The organism is Paenibacillus sp. Lou8.1, assembly GCF_024213565.1.
Lineage (GTDB): Bacteria > Bacillota > Bacilli > Paenibacillales > Paenibacillaceae > Paenibacillus > Paenibacillus polymyxa_B.
Map to the genome: position 1 here is coordinate 21373 of NZ_JANAVN010000021.1, position 15787 is coordinate 37159.

The 15787-nt window shown below is 48.7% G+C and carries 16 protein-coding genes; 15 read left to right on the forward strand and 1 reads right to left on the reverse strand.

Annotated features, from left to right (window positions below; genetic code table 11):
* Positions 1-265: 265 nt before the first annotated feature.
* Together glmU and NLX78_RS24270 are read left to right on the forward strand one after the other, a co-directional pair.
* Positions 266-1663 carry a bifunctional UDP-N-acetylglucosamine diphosphorylase/glucosamine-1-phosphate N-acetyltransferase GlmU gene (gene glmU, locus NLX78_RS24265; RefSeq protein ID WP_081330709.1) on the forward strand — a complete coding sequence of 466 codons (1398 nt, stop codon included), beginning with the start codon at positions 266-268 and terminating at the stop codon, positions 1661-1663.
* 59 nt (positions 1664-1722) lie between these two features.
* Positions 1723-2676, forward strand: a complete 954-nt coding sequence (locus NLX78_RS24270; RefSeq protein WP_013308125.1) for a ribose-phosphate diphosphokinase — start codon at positions 1723-1725, stop codon at positions 2674-2676.
* Between the two features lie 68 nt (positions 2677-2744).
* Here NLX78_RS24270 and NLX78_RS26820 read toward each other — a convergent pair whose 3' ends face one another.
* Positions 2745-2945 (reverse strand): hypothetical protein, encoded by a 201-nt coding sequence (locus tag NLX78_RS26820; protein WP_023986434.1) that lies wholly within the window; start codon positions 2943-2945, stop codon positions 2745-2747.
* A gap of 74 nt (positions 2946-3019) precedes the next feature.
* On the opposite strand from NLX78_RS26820, the gene pth reads away from it, so the two are divergent.
* The 13 genes from pth (at position 3020) to NLX78_RS24335 (ending at position 15731) form a co-directional block, all read left to right on the forward strand.
* Positions 3020-3580: an aminoacyl-tRNA hydrolase gene (gene pth, locus NLX78_RS24275; RefSeq protein ID WP_061831840.1), complete on the forward strand. Its 561-nt coding sequence runs from the start codon at positions 3020-3022 to the stop codon at positions 3578-3580.
* Positions 3581-3666: 86 nt separating this feature from the next.
* The gene (gene fin, locus NLX78_RS24280; protein WP_013308128.1) at positions 3667-3897 is read left to right on the forward strand and encodes an anti-sigma-F factor Fin; all 231 of its coding nucleotides are present in this window, start codon (positions 3667-3669) and stop codon (positions 3895-3897) included.
* Positions 3898-4031: 134 nt separating this feature from the next.
* On the forward strand, positions 4032-7559 hold the full coding sequence (gene mfd / locus NLX78_RS24285; protein ID WP_023986436.1) for a transcription-repair coupling factor: 3528 nt from the start codon (positions 4032-4034) through the stop codon (positions 7557-7559).
* Complete coding sequence (locus tag NLX78_RS24290; RefSeq protein ID WP_069290755.1) at positions 7543-8661, forward strand: peptidylprolyl isomerase; 1119 nt, start codon at positions 7543-7545, stop codon at positions 8659-8661. The genes mfd and NLX78_RS24290 overlap by 17 nt, the downstream gene beginning before the upstream one ends.
* Before the next feature lie 167 nt (positions 8662-8828).
* Positions 8829-9371: a stage V sporulation protein T gene (spoVT, locus tag NLX78_RS24295; RefSeq protein ID WP_061831843.1), complete on the forward strand. Its 543-nt coding sequence runs from the start codon at positions 8829-8831 to the stop codon at positions 9369-9371.
* Positions 9372-9511: 140 nt separating this feature from the next.
* Positions 9512-11170 (forward strand): putative polysaccharide biosynthesis protein, encoded by a 1659-nt coding sequence (locus tag NLX78_RS24300; RefSeq protein ID WP_254351756.1) that lies wholly within the window; start codon positions 9512-9514, stop codon positions 11168-11170.
* A 158-nt stretch (positions 11171-11328) separates the two neighbouring features.
* A complete protein-coding gene (gene yabN, locus NLX78_RS24305) occupies positions 11329-12828 on the forward strand; it encodes a bifunctional methyltransferase/pyrophosphohydrolase YabN (protein ID WP_254351757.1) in 1500 nt (499 codons plus the stop codon).
* A 333-nt stretch (positions 12829-13161) separates the two neighbouring features.
* Positions 13162-13434, forward strand: coding sequence for an HU family DNA-binding protein (locus tag NLX78_RS24310; RefSeq protein WP_007428028.1), 273 nt, complete (start codon positions 13162-13164; stop codon positions 13432-13434).
* Entirely contained in the window at positions 13434-13712 is a 279-nt protein-coding gene (locus tag NLX78_RS24315) for an RNA-binding S4 domain-containing protein (RefSeq protein WP_016818913.1), read from the forward strand. The genes NLX78_RS24310 and NLX78_RS24315 overlap by 1 nt, the downstream gene beginning before the upstream one ends.
* A 177-nt stretch (positions 13713-13889) precedes the next feature.
* Positions 13890-14174 carry a sporulation protein YabP gene (gene yabP / locus NLX78_RS24320; RefSeq protein WP_025721693.1) on the forward strand — a complete coding sequence of 95 codons (285 nt, stop codon included), beginning with the start codon at positions 13890-13892 and terminating at the stop codon, positions 14172-14174.
* Positions 14171-14749, forward strand: coding sequence for a spore cortex biosynthesis protein YabQ (gene yabQ / locus NLX78_RS24325; RefSeq protein ID WP_254351758.1), 579 nt, complete (start codon positions 14171-14173; stop codon positions 14747-14749). The genes yabP and yabQ overlap by 4 nt, the downstream gene beginning before the upstream one ends.
* Positions 14750-14753: 4 nt before the next feature.
* Entirely contained in the window at positions 14754-15083 is a 330-nt protein-coding gene (locus NLX78_RS24330; RefSeq protein WP_013308137.1) for an FtsB family cell division protein, read from the forward strand.
* Positions 15084-15206: 123 nt separating this feature from the next.
* Positions 15207-15731, forward strand: coding sequence for a S1 domain-containing RNA-binding protein (locus tag NLX78_RS24335; RefSeq protein WP_014279051.1), 525 nt, complete (start codon positions 15207-15209; stop codon positions 15729-15731).
* Positions 15732-15787 lie beyond the last annotated feature (56 nt).

Genomic DNA, 15787 nt, shown 5'->3' on the forward strand with positions numbered 1-15787 from the left:
ATATATTCTTTAGTGAGTTAACAGTCAGTTTTAAGGCAACTTGGAGCCATCCGGGCTGCCGAAGCGGCTTTTTCATAAGACAGGGACTAGGCAGCGATGCGTCCCGGGGATGAATGTCCAGCACAAGCTGGCCTGAAAAAATAGCCATTAACCAAAGGTTCGCCGTTATTTTTCAGGAGGATTGTGAAAAGTTAAGCAAAATCTGATCTGGGAATTAACGTTTTAGCCAAGGGGTAACTGTTATTTTCAGGATAGGAGGTTGGACTTGTTGGAAAGGTTGGCAGTCATTCTTGCCGCAGGGCAGGGAAAACGTATGAAATCCAAATTATATAAAGTTCTGCATCCGGTGTGCGGAAAACCGATGGTCGGGCATGTGCTGGACACGGTTCGTGAAATCGGTGTGTCCCGAAGCGTAGTCGTCGTGGGTCATGGAGCAGAGGCGGTACAGTCTTATTTGGGACCGTCGGCAGAATATGCGCTTCAGGCTGAGCAGTTGGGAACGGGCCATGCTGTCAAGCAAGCCAAGGACTTGCTCGGTCAGGAAAAAGGTACAACCATTGTCATTTGTGGGGATACTCCTTTGATCACAGCGGAAACGCTGGAGGGCTTGGTGCAACTGCACGAGAGCCGTGGGGCGGCTGCGACGATTCTGACCGCTGAGTTGGACGACCCGAAAGGATATGGACGAGTTATTCGTGATGCTTCCGGGGCCGTGCTCAAGATCGTGGAACAGAAAGATTGTTCACCTGAGGAAGATGCTGTCCGGGAGATCAATACGGGAACGTACTGCTTTGACAATGCCAAGCTGTTTGCAGCGCTGGACAAGGTAACGAACACCAATGCACAGCAGGAATATTACCTGACAGATGTCATTGGTATTTTGCATGGTGAAGGTGAGCAGGTTGAGGCGTATTTGACAGATGATGTGTCTGAATCCATCGGTGTTAACGACAGAGTGGCTTTGTCGATAGCTGAGGGCTATATGCGTGAGCGCATTGTTCGCAAGCATATGCTGAATGGTGTCACTGTCATTGATCCGTCTTCTACCTATATCGGGAGCGAGGTTGTTATTGGTTCCGATACGGTACTGTACCCGAACACATGGCTGCATGGTCAAACACAAATCGGAGAAGATTGTGTGATTGGTCCACAGGCTGAGATTCAGAATACGATTATCCATTCAGGCGCAACGGTAAAACATTCGGTGTTGAACGAAGCGGAAGTGGGAAGCAGTACATCTGTGGGGCCGTTTGCTTATCTGCGTCCAGGCGCGAAGCTTGGCGAACATGTGAAAATTGGTGATTTTGTTGAGGTGAAAAATGCGACCATTGGAGATCATTCCAAGGTGTCTCATTTGAGCTATGTCGGTGATGCCAAGGTGGGTACAAACGTAAATATTGGCTGCGGGGCAATAACGGTCAATTATGATGGATATAATAAATCCATTACAGAAATTGAAGACGATGCCTTTATTGGCAGCAACGTGAATCTGATCGCCCCGATTAAGATTGGAAAAGGTGCTTATGTTGTAGCAGGCTCCACTGTAACACATGCTGTCCCTGATAACGATCTGGCCATTGCCAGACCACGTCAAGAGAACAAAGCCGGATATGCGGACAAAATCCGCGCACGTGCCAAAGCGAAGAAGAAAAGATCGGAATGACCTTAATCAGCAAGCTGTTGAATCTGTAATGAATGAACCAGCACGGAGGGTTTCTATTAATGACTTATTGCGATTCCAAACTCAAAATATTTACTTGTAACTCCAATCCGAAGTTAGCCCACCAGATTGCGGACTACATCGGCATCCCAATGGGGGAATCCCATACCACATCGTTTAGTGACGGTGAAATCCAGGTTAAGCTGTCGGAAAGCGTACGCGGCTGCCATGTGTATATTGTGCAGTCAACTTGTCTGCCGGTTAACGACAACTTGATGGAGTTATTGGTTATGATTGATGCACTTAAACGCGCTTCTGCCAAAAGTATCAATGTCGTTATGCCATATTACGGTTACGCTCGTCAGGATCGTAAAGCTCGTTCACGCGATCCGATTACAGCGAAGCTTGTCGCTAACTTGATTGAAAAAGCGGGAGCTCACCGCGTAATCAGCATGGATTTGCATGCGATGCAGATTCAGGGATTCTTTGATATTCCAGTAGATCATATGTTGGGAGCGCCAATTCTGGCCCAATATTTCCGTTCCAAGCAAATTGAGAACCCGATTGTCGTTTCACCCGATCATGGCGGGGTCGTTCGTGCGCGTAAGCTGGCAGACTTCCTGAGTGCGCCGCTCGCTATTATTGATAAGCGTCGTCCAGAGCCAAATGTCAGTGAAGTGATGAACATCATCGGGAACATTGAGGGTAAAACGGCTATTTTAATTGATGATATCATTGATACAGCCGGAACGATTGTATTAGGTGCCAATGCGCTTAAAGAAGGCGGCGTAAAAGATGTGTATGCGTGTTGTACACATGCTGTGCTGTCCGGTCCTGCTATGGAAAGACTGGAGAATTCGCCATTAAAAGAGGTGGTTGTGACGGATACAATCCCGATCGTTCACCCGAATCCGACAAGCAAGCTGAAGGTATTGTCTGTGGCTCCATTAATGGGAGAAGCTATCATCCGTGTGCATGAAGAATTGTCGATCAGCAAACTGTTTGAAATCGAATAAGCGCTGGCTCATTAAAAAAGGGGTTGCCTTTTCCATATGGAAAAGGTAACCCCTATCAGCATGTCAGGCTAAAAGCCTGGGCGAGATATGAATGTGAAACGTTGACGATTGTATAGTGTGTCCTCTATTTCGACGAAATGCTCATTAAAACGCGCAACGATGCCAATCTGAATATGTACATTCCCGTCATATATTTGGACAGGAACGGAATGTTTTAAATGATATAGAAAATGGCTGTCATATAAGAGGATATCACCTTGATTGAGCATACCGGCACGCACCTTCCTATTCAATACAACTATTTTACCAAAAAATACAGACTGCGAAAGAGGGTGTCAAGGTTATGAAGTGGATTGTAGGATTGGGCAACCCCGGTCCCCAATACGAGAAAACGAGACATAATGTCGGATTTATGGCATTGGATGCTCTTGCCTCGCGTCATAACATCCAGATTAACCAAAGCAAATGCAAGGCGTTAATTGGAGAGGGTCACATTGGTGGCGTAAAAACCGTACTGATTAAGCCAATGACCTATATGAATCTATCAGGCGAGTCTTTACGTGCTTATATGGACTATTATAAGGCCGATATGGAAGATCTGATTGTCGTGTACGATGATCTGGATACAGAAGTCGGTAAAATAAGATTGCGTTATCAAGGTAGCGCAGGCGGTCATAACGGCATTAAATCGATCATTCAGCATACCGGCACGCAGTCCTTCAATCGGATTCGTATGGGCATTTCCCGCCCGGAGCCTGGACATGCTATTGTCGATTATGTTCTGGGTACCTTTCCCAAGAAGGAAAAAGAATTACTGGCCGGAATGATCGAGGACACGTGCAACGCCTTAGAACACAGCTTGAGTCATCCGTTTGAACGGACGATGGCTGAATTCAACAAGTAAGTTCAGACGTAGGCAGACGGGCTTAAATGGAAGATTGTTGGACATACTGAAAGGTATAGAAAACTTTCAGGAGGCATATACATTACATGATTGTTAATTATGTATGCAGACATTGTCGAACTTTCTTGGGACGAATTGATTCCGCGGCAATAACCGAAGAAAGGTTGGGCTTCCATTCCTTGACCCCTGCCGAACGTAGAGATATAATAGCGTATAATTCGGGTGGTGAAGTGACCGTCAAAGTCATTTGCGAGCATTGCAGTCAGGCATTGGAGAATAATCCAGAGCTGAGTCTGCTCGTTAATCCGCTCCAATAACAGGTATTCAACTGGTAGGATGTACCAGCTTGAGAGGTGAAGCGGCAATTCCGCTTATGGAGCCTTGGCAGCATTGCTGAGGCTTCTTTTTCGGTTTACATGTAACTATTTATAAGCATAAAGGGGTGCCTTTTTTGTTACAAGCACTTATTCAGGCTTTTACGAAGGATGCTGATTATGCATCCATTGCAGCAGGTATTTCATCAGGGATGAAGGAACAACTGATATCAGGTTTATCAGGCTCTTCCCGACAGGTACTGATGGCCGCGCTTGCCGAAGATACCGGACGACCGTTAATGGTCATGACGCACAATATGTTTGCCGCTCAAAAAATAGCAGATGACTTACAGGAAGCGCTTTCTCCTGATCAGGTTTTATTGTATCCTGCTAATGAGCTGGTAGCTGCTGAAGCTGCAATATCCAGTCCAGAGACATTGTCCCAACGAATTGATGTATTGATACGCTGCGCCCAGGGTTTTCGTGGGATTGTTGTCGTGCCGTTTTCTGGTGTCCGACGTTTACTGCCAATCCCGGAAACATGGCGTGAGGCTCGTATTGAGCTGAAAGAAGGCGAAACGATTCAGCTGGAAGCGTTTTTGCTACATATGGTCGAGATGGGCTACCAGCGTGTAGAGCGTGTGGAATCACGTGGAGAGATGAGCGTACGCGGAGGAATTATTGATTTTTATCCAATGACAACCCGTTGGGGTTATCGTGTGGAGCTGTTTGACGATGAAATCGATTCGATCCGTAAGTTTGATCCGCAAGATCAGCGTTCGGTGGAAAAGGTTCAGGACGTTACCGTAACGCCGTGTAAGGAAGTTATTGCGAATAACCAGCGTATGGATCAGGCGGCGGATGCCGCTGCTATTTTGTTGGAGGAGCAGCTGGGCAAAATGACGGATCGTCAAGCTAAGCAGCACCTGAAAGAAGAGATTCATCGTGAAATTGAGTTGCTGCGAGAGCATGTGTATTTTGACGAAATCTATAAATATATCTCCCTGCTGTATCCTGAACGTAAAACCCTAGCAGACTATATGCCGGAAGATACGATTCTGATTATTGACGAACCGGCACGTATGCTGGAAACAGCCAAGCAACTGGAACGGGATGAGTCAGAATGGAATCTGCATTTGCTTCAAAACGGTAAAACGTTACCACAGCTAGAACTGTCAGATGACGCGGACAATCTGCTGTACAACCGGAGATTTCAGACGTTGTTCCTGTCGATTTTTCTCCGTCAGGTTCCTCATACTCAGCCACAAAATATTTTGAATTTCATCTGCCGAGGAATGCAGGATTTCCATGGCCAAATGAATGTGCTCAAGGCGGAGATGGATCGTTGGCGCAAAGCCGGCACGCAGGTTATGATGCTGGCAAGTGGAGATGAACGTCTGGACCGGATGCGCCGAGTGCTTGAAGATTACGGTATTGATGAGCCGACGATGGCAATCGGCAATCTGCAAAGCGGTTTTGAAATGCCGTCTATTCATCTGGCAGTCATTACCGAGGGCGAGATGTTTTCCCAGAAGCAGCGGAAAGCTCGTAAGCAGGGCCGGCATGTGGACAATGCAGAACGGATTAAGAGCTATAGCGAGCTGAAGGTGGGCGACTACGTCGTACACCAAAATCACGGGATCGGGAAGTACATGGGGATCGGCACGCTGGAGGTTGGCGGTATCCATAAGGATTACATGCATGTCCTCTACGCGGGTGGAGATAAGCTGTCAGTGCCGATTGAACAAATTGATTTGATTCAGAAATATGTCGGCTCAGAGGACAAGGAACCCAAGATTTATAAACTGGGTGGCAATGAGTGGACACGGGTTAAAAGTAAGGTGCGCAGCTCGGTTCAGGATATTGCGGATGACTTGATCAAGCTATATGCAGAACGACAGTCGGCACCAGGGTTTGCTTTTGAAAAGGATTCACCAGAGCAACAAGAGTTTGAGGATATGTTCCCGTATGATGAGACACGTGACCAGATTCGGGCCATCGAAGAGATTAAGAAGGATATGGAGCAGAGCCGCCCGATGGATCGTTTGCTATGCGGTGATGTAGGTTACGGCAAAACTGAAGTTGCCATTCGTGCTGCTTTTAAGTCTGCTATTGAAGGCAAACAAGTAGCGGTGCTGGTACCGACGACAATTTTGGCACAACAACACTATGAGACGTTCCGTGAACGTTTTTCAGGGTATCCGTTCAATATTCAGGTATTGAGCCGTTTCCGCTCGCGCAAAGAGCAGAATGAGACGATTAAAGGGGTCCGGCAAGGCACGGTCGATATTGTCATTGGTACCCATCGTCTGTTGTCGCAGGATCTGGTGTTTAAGGACCTCGGAATGCTGATTGTCGATGAAGAACAGCGATTTGGCGTAACCCACAAGGAAAAGCTGAAGAAGCTGAAAACGAACGTAGATGTGCTGACGTTAACGGCAACACCTATTCCGCGTACGTTGCATATGTCCATGCTGGGTGTACGTGACTTGTCAGTCATTGAGACGCCACCGGAAAACCGTTTTCCAGTGCAAACCTATGTGGTTGAGCACAGCCAAACTCTAGTTCGTGAGGCCATTGAACGCGAGATGGCACGCGGTGGACAGGTGTACTACCTGTATAATCGCGTGCAGGGTATTCAGGAGATGGCTGCCGAGATCAATGCGCTCGTACCGGAGGCCAAGGTGGGCGTGGGTCACGGACAGATGTCCGAAACCGAACTGGAGAAAACGATTTTGGATTTCCTGGATGGCGAATACGATGTGCTGGTCAGCACCAGCATTATCGAAACCGGCGTGGATATTCCAAATGTGAATACACTCATTGTGCATGATGCCGATAAAATGGGGCTATCTCAGCTTTATCAGCTGCGTGGGCGTGTAGGTCGTTCCAATCGGATTGCCTATGCTTATTTCACGTACCAGCGGGATAAGGTGCTCACGGAAGTGGCGGAGAAGCGCCTTCAGTCGATTAAAGAATTTACGGAGCTCGGCTCCGGGTTCAAGATTGCAATGCGCGATTTGTCCATCCGTGGAGCGGGTAACTTGCTTGGCGCTGAGCAGCACGGATTCATTGCATCGGTCGGTTTTGATCTTTACTCGCAGATGCTGGCTGAGGAAATTAATAAACGTAAAGTCAGCGTACTTGGAGAAGAGGATCAGTCCAATCGGAATTGGAGTACGTCGATTGATTTAGGCGTCGATGCTTACCTGCCGGGAGACTATATTTATGACAGCATCCAAAAGATTGAAATTTATAAAAAGGTTGCAGCGGTCAGCACCTTTGACGAGGCATCCGAACTGGAGGATGAACTGGTCGACCGATTTGGTGATCTGCCAGAGGCTGTGCGTCATTTGCTAGCCGTGGCTCGCCTTAAGGTATATGGACGCATGTATGGCATCGAGTCCATGGTGCAACGGGATGACAATATAGTGCTGAAATTCCATGAAGGGCGCCAGCAGGCGGTACAGACCGCCAAACTTGCCGAGATTGGCAATCGCTTTGAAAGACGTGTACAATTTGAACAGGGCACTTCTATGAGCGCACGCATAAAGGGCAAAGGTCTAAATGATCCACAGTTGCTAGAACTGCTGGAACAATTTTTGAGTGCATTGAAAGAAGCATTCACATTGAAGGAGGAACTGCAAAATGCCACAACTAAATAAAAGAAAACCTTGGAGAATGCTCTCCTTGGGAATGGCAGCGCTGCTAGCTATATCTGTCCTGGCAGCATGTACGAAGCAAGCGGATGAGAACAAGGTCAAGGATGAACCGAAGGACAACAGCAAGGTTGTCGTGACCTATAAGGGTGGAACCATTACCGAAAATGAGTTCAACCAAGAAATCAGCATGATGAAATTCCTTTACCCGGAATATGAGGCTGCGTTAGCTTCGGATCAGGTACGGGAGCAAATTGTAAAGCAGGAAGTGGTGTACAAGCTTCTGGCGGCCAAAGCGGACGACAAAGCCAAGGAGCAGGGTGCCAAACAAGGGAACGAACAGCTGGAGCAGTATAAAAAGTCAGTCGGAGAAGATAAGTTCAAGACATTTCTGAGTGATAAAAAACTGACCGAACAAGGTGTGAAAGATTACTTCACGCGTGTAATGACGGTAATCAACAGCGAAACCAACAAAGTAACAGATGATCAGCTAAAACAGGAATTTGAGAAAAATAAAGATCAATTCACGACAGCAACTGTGCGCCATGTATTGATTAACTTCGAAGATCCTAAAACGAAGAAACAGCGCAAAAAAGAGGATACCCTCAAGCTGGCCAAAGAAGTGAAGGCGAAGCTGGATGGAGGAGCGGATTTTGCGACGATTGCTAAGAAATATTCAGAAGACCCAGGTTCTGCGTCTAACGGAGGTCTGTATGAGAATGCATCCGTAGCGCAATGGGTACCTGCTTTTAAAGAGGCCGCTGAGACTCAGCCGATTAACAAAATTGGTGAGCCGGTGGAAACGGAATACGGATATCACGTGATCAAAGTGGAGTCCCGCAATGAGCCAACGTTTGATAAATTGAAAGACAACGAAAAGGCAGCCCTGAAAAATAAATTGGCCGGGGAAAGTATCCAAAACTTTACCGAAAATGATTTGGCAAAACTTGATTTGAAAATCAATCTGCCGAAGGTACCAGCTACGCAAGAGAAAAGCGGTGCAACTTCCGGTGCCGGTAGCACAACTACACCGGGCGCAACAACAAACGGTACGGGCGATGCCAAGGCAGGAACAGCCAAAGATGGAGCTACAAACGAAGGTAAATAACTGAACATGCATAAGGAATTGGGAACAGATGAATACTATGGTCAGATATCACCATAAACACCATGACCGTGACGTTCTTCGTGACCGCTTCTGGGGGAGTGGAAGCGTCTTTCGATACCGTCAGTAGTTTACTAAATTCTTCTTGAGAAAGTGGGGCAACATGTGAAATGAAAGCTACTGGTATAGTTCGCCGTATTGATGACCTTGGGCGGGTAGTTATTCCAAAGGAAATTCGCCGCACCTTGAGAATTCGTGAAGGAGATCCGCTTGAGATTTTTGTGGATCGTGACGGAGAAGTCATTTTGAAAAAGTATTCACCTATTGGTGAACTTGGTGATTTCGCCAAAGAATATGCTGAGTCCCTGTTTGAAAGCACGGGCCATATTACAATGATTACCGATCGGGACACCATTATTACGGTGGCTGGAGGCTCCAAAAAAGATTTTCTGGACAAGCCAATCGGTAGCATTATCGAAGGTAGTATGGATAATCGCAAAACTGTGCTGGAGACAGCCAGCGGCTCTTATGAGCTAACGCGAGACCACGAAGAAACACTCTCGTCCTTTGTGGCGGCTCCCATTGTTTCCGGTGGTGATCCCATTGGTTCCGTTGTATTGTTGAACAAGGACGAAAATGTAAAAATGTCCGAAATGGAAGTCAAAATGGCTGAAACAGCCGCTGGCTTCCTGGGCAAACAAATGGAACAGTAACATCCCGTTTCACCCCTGTATGACGTACAGAATGGCGAAAGCCGTCCTACGTTGTACAGGGTTTTTTTCTTTCCGGGAGAAGAGGCGGTATAATAGGACTGGTGAAAGATGCATATTTCAGGTGGGAGTGAAGACGGAGAATGCAGGAAAATCGCGCCGCTTCGCGGCTGCTACGGGGTGCTGTCATTTTGACACTGGCAGCGGTAGCGAGCAAGCTGATCGGCACAGTGCAAAAAATCCCGCTGCAGAATATCGGCGGCGACGGCGTGTTTGGCATTTATAATACGGTTTATCCTTTTTATACGCTGTTCATTACCATTGCAGCTGCTGGATTTCCGGCTGCAATATCCAAATTTGTAGCTGAGTTTGAGGCAGTGGGAAACCGGGCAGCGGGGCAACGTGTTGCTTGGCTATCTTCGCTTGTCTTGGGTGTGTTTGGATTGATCCTGGGCGTGCTGATGTATACGTGTGCGCCGCTCATTGGTCAATGGATCGACAATGCTCACGTCATTCCGTCGGTGAGGGCGGCGGCGTTTGCCTTTTTGTTCGTGCCGGTTATGGCGGGATTGAGAGGATATTTTCAAGGTTTGCAAAATATGCTTCCGACTGCTATCTCCCAAGTGACGGAGCAGGCGATACGGGTAAGCGTGATGATTATGCTGTTGCTGCTCATGCTGTCACAAGGAGCGGGGGCGGATATGATTGCCGCCGGAGCAGTGTTTGGTTCAGCAGCAGGCGGAGCAGCGGGCTTGGTCGTCATGTTGCTATATTGGCGAAATCACAGGAAGAGGCTTAGAAGACAAGGGACGGTCATGGCCACAGTGCAAGCACAAACTGAAGAGCTACACCCAGCGGAAAGCAACGGTGCCTTGCTAAAGGCGCTGCTGCGTTATGCCTTGCCTGTTTGCCTTGGAGCGCTAGCCGTTCCGTTAATTAGTCTGGTAGACACATTTACCGTACCTCGATTGTTAAAGCAGGAGGGTTTGGACGATACTGCGGTTATGGTGGCCTTTGGCGTGTATAACCGAGGTCTGCCGCTGGTACAGCTAGTCATGATGTTTGCCACCACCTTGTCGGCATTATTCATTCCATCGCTGGCTGAGGCCCGGATAACCGGCGGTACGGAGCTGGCACGTCGCCAGTGCGAGCAATCGCTGCGCTGGTTTTGGCTACTGGGACTAGCCGCTGCGACAGGCTTGATCGTGCTGGCTGTGCCCGTCAATGTGATGCTGTATGCGGACGACACCGGCAGCGGGGTTATGCGCTGGATGGCGCTAACCGCCGTAGGCGGCACGCTCAGCATCATCTCGGCTGCGCTGCTGCAAGGGCTTGGCGCGGTTCGCGCGCCGGCTCTGGCGATGCTCGCGGCCGCAGTAGCCAAGGCGCTGCTAAACTGGCTGCTCGTGCCGCAGCTAGGCACGGCTGGAGCCGCCATTGCGGGGGCTGTCGCCTATCTGCTGGCGGCGGTGATCAACATCGTGCTGCTGGCTCGCTTGGTAGGCCTGCGTGGGAGCTGGTCCGCCAGCGTGCTCAAGCCGGCGGCACTGCTTATCGCCCTGGCTGGTGCGGCCGGGGCGGCGATGTGGGGCACCAGCGCTGTGCTGGGTGCCTTGGGGTGGGCTGCCGGAGGTCGTGCCACGGCAGCCGCGGAGAGCCTGCTGGGCGTAGCCGCAGGCACCGTAGTGTTCGTGATCGGCCTCGCACGCTTGAGGCTGATCACGGAAGCCGAGCTTGTGGCGGTGCCCAAGCTCGGACGCCCGCTGGCAGCCGTGCTGCGCAGGCTACGTGTACTGGCTTAGCCCAGGCATAGGGCTTAGGGTGCGAAAGCGGCACAGCCATTTTATGAGCCTATACAACTTTGTGGTATAGTAAATGCCAAAGCAAAGGAAGCGGAAGCGGGTTAGGCCGTGTATTTTTTCGAGCAAGAACCTTGTTTCTGCGAAACGGAGGATTGAATATGAGCGTAACATTAACGGTCGTAGGTCTGGGCTCGGGAGACCCGGATCAGCTTACGATAGGGATATTGAACAAAATGCGGGGCGCTTCAGCGCTCTATCTGCGGACCAAGGAGCATCCTGCGGTTCAAGTACTGAATGAGTTTGAAGTGCCTTTTGAGTCGTTTGACAACGTATATGAGACAAAGGAGTCCTTTCCAGAGGTATACGAGGAAATTACCAGCCAATTAATTACGACGGCTGCTAAGGCGGCAGACGGAAGCGAAATCGTCTATGCGGTTCCCGGTCACCCGATGGTGGCAGAAGCAGCGGTGCAGTTGCTTAAGGAGCGTTGTCCTGCGCAAGGGATTGAACTGAACATTCTGGGCGGCGAAAGTTTCCTGGATGAAGCTTTTGTGCGTCTTGGTTTTGATCCGATTGAGGGTTTCCAGCTGTTGGACGCAGGTACACTGGATGCCAGCTGGCTCCAGCCTCAGCTGCATACGCTGATCGGACAGGTATATGACACCTTCACGGCATCTGATGTGAAGCTGTGCCTGATGGAGCGGTATCCTGACGATTATGAGGTGTATGTCGGTCACGCTCTTGGGGTGGAAGGTGAGGAAGCGGTGCACAAGGTGCCGCTGTACGAGCTGGATCGAGTAGAGGGCTACGGGAACCTATCCTTGGTATACATACCTCGCAGTGAAGATGAGGCGCTGAAACGGCGTTCTTTTGACCGTCTACACGAGATTGTCGATATTTTACGCAGCCCGGAGGGCTGTCCATGGGATCGTGAACAGACACATCAGTCGATTCGCAAAAATCTGATCGAAGAAACGTATGAAGTCATCGAAACGATAGATGAGGACGACCCTGAGCATATGAAGGAAGAACTGGGCGATCTGTTGTTGCAAATTTTGCTGCATGCCCAAATGGAAGAGGAAGTCGGAACCTTCAATGTGTATGATGTTATCCAGGGGCTGAATGATAAGCTTATTTTCCGTCATCCACATGTATTTGGTGACAATCAAGCGAATGATGCGGAAGAGGCGCTGCAAAACTGGGAGCAGATGAAGGCTGAGGAAAAACGGCTTAAAGGCACGACGGCAGCATACCCTTCCGTACTGGATGGGGTTCCACGTGATCTGCCTGCTCTTATGAAATCGTACAAGCTCCAGAAGAAAGCAGCTAAAGTAGGCTTTAACTGGGATAGCATTGAGGGCGTATTTGATAAATTAGACGAAGAAGTGGCTGAGTTGAAGGAAGCGGTTCGTGAAGGGCATGCCGTGGAAGCCCAGTTGCTGGAGTTAGGCGATGTGTTATTTGTTGCCGTGAATGCAGCCCGGTTCATGGGAGTAGATCCAGAAGAGGCATTGTCCGCCACCAATCGCAAATTTGTCGACCGTTTCCAGTATATTGAGCAGAAATTACGCGAGCAGGGGCGTCGTCCCGAAGAAAGCAGCGTAGATGAAATGGAGACTTACTGGCAGGAAGCGAAAAAGCTCCTTGGCAAAGCGTGATTCCACACATTCGCTTTTGGCTGCACAGACCAGAAAAATGGGACATATGCAGGGTTGAAAGAAGGCTCAGTTTGAGAAGACTTGCCAATGGACAGAGTTTTGTAGTAGGATGTTGGCTTAACTGGGGTCGAATAAAAAAACGCCTGTTATTGCAGGATTTTTACGGACAAGCCAGAATAACTTGTAGTAATTCTGAAAATAACTGTAGCTTATAGTTAAGCGTGTTACAGTGACATTCAGGAGGGCTTCGGCCACAGTTGGACCTCACGTCTGCTCCATAAATGGACATGCAGCGTGATGATTATTTTTTGACATTTGGGAGGCTTTTATCTTATGAACAAGACAGATCTGATCAACAATATTTCCAGCAAAAGCGGTTTGAGCAAACGTGACGTTGAAGCTGTATTGAATGGCGTTCTTGGTGAAATTACAGATGCACTTGCTAGCGGTGACAAAGTGCAACTGATCGGCTTTGGTACTTTCGAAACACGCAAGCGTTCCAGCCGTACAGGCCGCAATCCACAAACCGGTAACACGATTGAAATTCCAGAATCGACCGTTCCTGCTTTTAAAGCCGGTAATAAGCTTAAAGAAGCCGTTAACTAATGCGTCTTGATAAATTCTTGAAAGTCTCGCGGCTGATTAAGCGGCGTACGGTAGCCAAGGACGTCTCCGAACAAGGGAGAGTGCTGGTGAACGGACGCGAAGCCAAGCCGAGCAGTGCGGTCAAAGTAGGCGATGAAATTACCGTCCAGTTTGGCCAGAAGCTGGTGACCGTGCGAGTGGAACGGCTCGCCGACACTACACGCAAGGACGAGGCTGCAAGTATGTACACTTTGGTAAAGGAAGAGCCTATTGCCAGGGACAATGGTTTGAACTGGTAAGCAGACATCTGATTTTCTCATAACTGTACATGAAAGCATTCCTTCATTATTTTATGAAGGAGTGCTTTTTTTCTTTAATGACGAGTTTTCGTCCATCATATGCTGATTAACAGCAAAAGCGGTTCTAAATCATACGGCCCCCTTCATAAGCTAAGAACAGAAGGAGGGGTACATGCCATGATTGAACAAGGGAAGTCCAAGCACCATGATCTGCGCATGCAAAGCCGCAAGCAACTCGATATTTCAGGCGTCAGCAATGTGGAGAGCTTTGACAGTGAAGAATTTTTGCTTCAGACCGAGCTGGGCCATCTCACCATTCGCGGACAACATTTACATATCAAAAACCTCAGTCTAGAAGAGGGGCTGTTGTCCATTGAAGGTTTGATTACTTCCCTCGTCTACCTGGAGCCCGGGGCCCCGGCCAAAAACGGAAAAAGCCTATTCGGCAAGATCTTCAAATGAACCCTTACACGCAATGGCTGACGTTGACGTGGATGCTGATGTCGGGCATAGCCATGGGAGTGGTGTTTGACAGCTACCGGGTGCTGTCCATACGCTTTCATTTTGCCCGCTGGAGCGTTCATATGTTGGACGTGCTGTACTGGGTGGCCTCGGCTTTGTTTATTTTCCGTGTGCTATACGCGAGTAATCGCGGTGAGCTGCGGTTTTATGTCTTTTTAGGACTACTTTTGGGGGTTTGGCTCTATTTTTGGGCCTTTAGTGTTACAACCCAACGTTTTGTGGTAATGTTATTAGAGATAGTTCGCAGACTGACGTTGATCGTGAACAGCATACTGCGCATCCTGATTGTTCTTCCGGTGTTAGCGCTGTATCGGCTGTTACGCAAGCTGGTCGGATGGACATGGGCACTAATTGTGTTCCTGGGAAGGATGCTGATATACATCCTGATGCCGGTTTGGAAGCCGATCCTATGGCTGATCGGTCCGCTTAAAGCGCGCTGGAAGACTCCAGAGTTGCTCGTAAAGCTGGGTATCAGACTGAAAAACACAGCGAAAAGATGGTTTGGAAGGAGGTAGTATCATGCGTAATTCGTCTGTAGATCGCCATTCATCTTCTACGTCCAAGTCCAACGCGGGCGGGCGCAGGCGAATCATGATTTGGTTGCTATCGCTTGCCGCCTTTGGTAGTTGGGCAATTTTTACCTTTTTTTCTCAAGGCATGATTATGGCCGATCGAAGTGAACAGCTCACCCAGAAGGAAAAGCAGAAGCAAGCTGCTACACAAACGGAACAACAGCTTCAAACCGAAGTGAATCGTCTGAAGGACCCTGAGTACATTGGCGAGATTGCCAGAAGCAAGTACGGTCTTTACAAACCGGAAGAGACGCCAATCATCGGAGATCAAAAATAGGAACATTATCGGGCCAATGCTTAGTTGACCTTGGTTCCGCCATTTTGTATAATCAAATCACCACAGCGGGATTTTTTTGCAAAAAAATCGGTTGTATATTTTAAGGGAGGATCATTTTATTCTATGGCAATTGAAGTGGGCACCAAGTTAGAGGGCAAAGTGACAGGCATCACGCATTTTGGAGCATTTGTGGATTTGTCTGGAGGTGTCACGGGTCTCGTTCACATCTCGGAAATCGCCGATAACTATGTTAAGGATGTTAACGACCACCTGAAGATTAATGATGTTGTGACGGTGAAAGTCATTAATGTTGACAAAGATGGCAAAATCGGACTTTCCATTAAGCAAACGATTGACAAGCCGGCAAGTGAAGCCCGTCCCCCAAGAGCTCCAAGACCGGAGCGTACAGGAGGACCAGGCGGAGGCGACCGTTTCGGCGGTGGAGGTTCAGGTCCAAGTCAAGGACGCGGTGGTGGTGGCGGTGGTTTCAACCGCGATCGTGGAGGCCGTTCTTTCAAGCCTGCACCGGGTAAACCTTCATTTGAGGATAAAATGTCACGCTTCCTGAAAGATAGTGAGGAACGCATTTCGTCGCTGAAAAAGAACACCGAAGGTAAACGCGGAGGACGCGGCGCGAAGCGTGTTTAATTCACTTTGACAACCGTATCAATCATACACGGAAAACCGTACAGTCGAGAGACTGC

Bases quoted from the DNA above. Each gene is read 5' to 3' on its own strand.
- NLX78_RS24330 (WP_013308137.1), top strand. From the start codon at position 14,754: ATGCGTAATTCGTCTGTAGATCGCCATTCATCTTCTACGTCCAAGTCC.
- NLX78_RS24300 (WP_254351756.1), top strand. From the start codon at position 9,512: ATGCAGGAAAATCGCGCCGCTTCGCGGCTGCTACGGGGTGCTGTCATT.
- NLX78_RS24270 (WP_013308125.1), top strand. From the start codon at position 1,723: ATGACTTATTGCGATTCCAAACTCAAAATATTTACTTGTAACTCCAAT.
- NLX78_RS24290 (WP_069290755.1), top strand. From the start codon at position 7,543: ATGCCACAACTAAATAAAAGAAAACCTTGGAGAATGCTCTCCTTGGGA.
- yabP (WP_025721693.1), top strand. From the start codon at position 13,890: ATGATTGAACAAGGGAAGTCCAAGCACCATGATCTGCGCATGCAAAGC.
- NLX78_RS24315 (WP_016818913.1), top strand. From the start codon at position 13,434: ATGCGTCTTGATAAATTCTTGAAAGTCTCGCGGCTGATTAAGCGGCGT.
- yabN (WP_254351757.1), top strand. From the start codon at position 11,329: ATGAGCGTAACATTAACGGTCGTAGGTCTGGGCTCGGGAGACCCGGAT.
- NLX78_RS24310 (WP_007428028.1), top strand. From the start codon at position 13,162: ATGAACAAGACAGATCTGATCAACAATATTTCCAGCAAAAGCGGTTTG.
- yabQ (WP_254351758.1), top strand. From the start codon at position 14,171: ATGAACCCTTACACGCAATGGCTGACGTTGACGTGGATGCTGATGTCG.
- spoVT (WP_061831843.1), top strand. From the start codon at position 8,829: ATGAAAGCTACTGGTATAGTTCGCCGTATTGATGACCTTGGGCGGGTA.
- NLX78_RS24335 (WP_014279051.1), top strand. From the start codon at position 15,207: ATGGCAATTGAAGTGGGCACCAAGTTAGAGGGCAAAGTGACAGGCATC.
- NLX78_RS26820 (WP_023986434.1), bottom strand. From the start codon at position 2,945: ATGCTCAATCAAGGTGATATCCTCTTATATGACAGCCATTTTCTATAT.
- fin (WP_013308128.1), top strand. From the start codon at position 3,667: ATGATTGTTAATTATGTATGCAGACATTGTCGAACTTTCTTGGGACGA.
- pth (WP_061831840.1), top strand. From the start codon at position 3,020: ATGAAGTGGATTGTAGGATTGGGCAACCCCGGTCCCCAATACGAGAAA.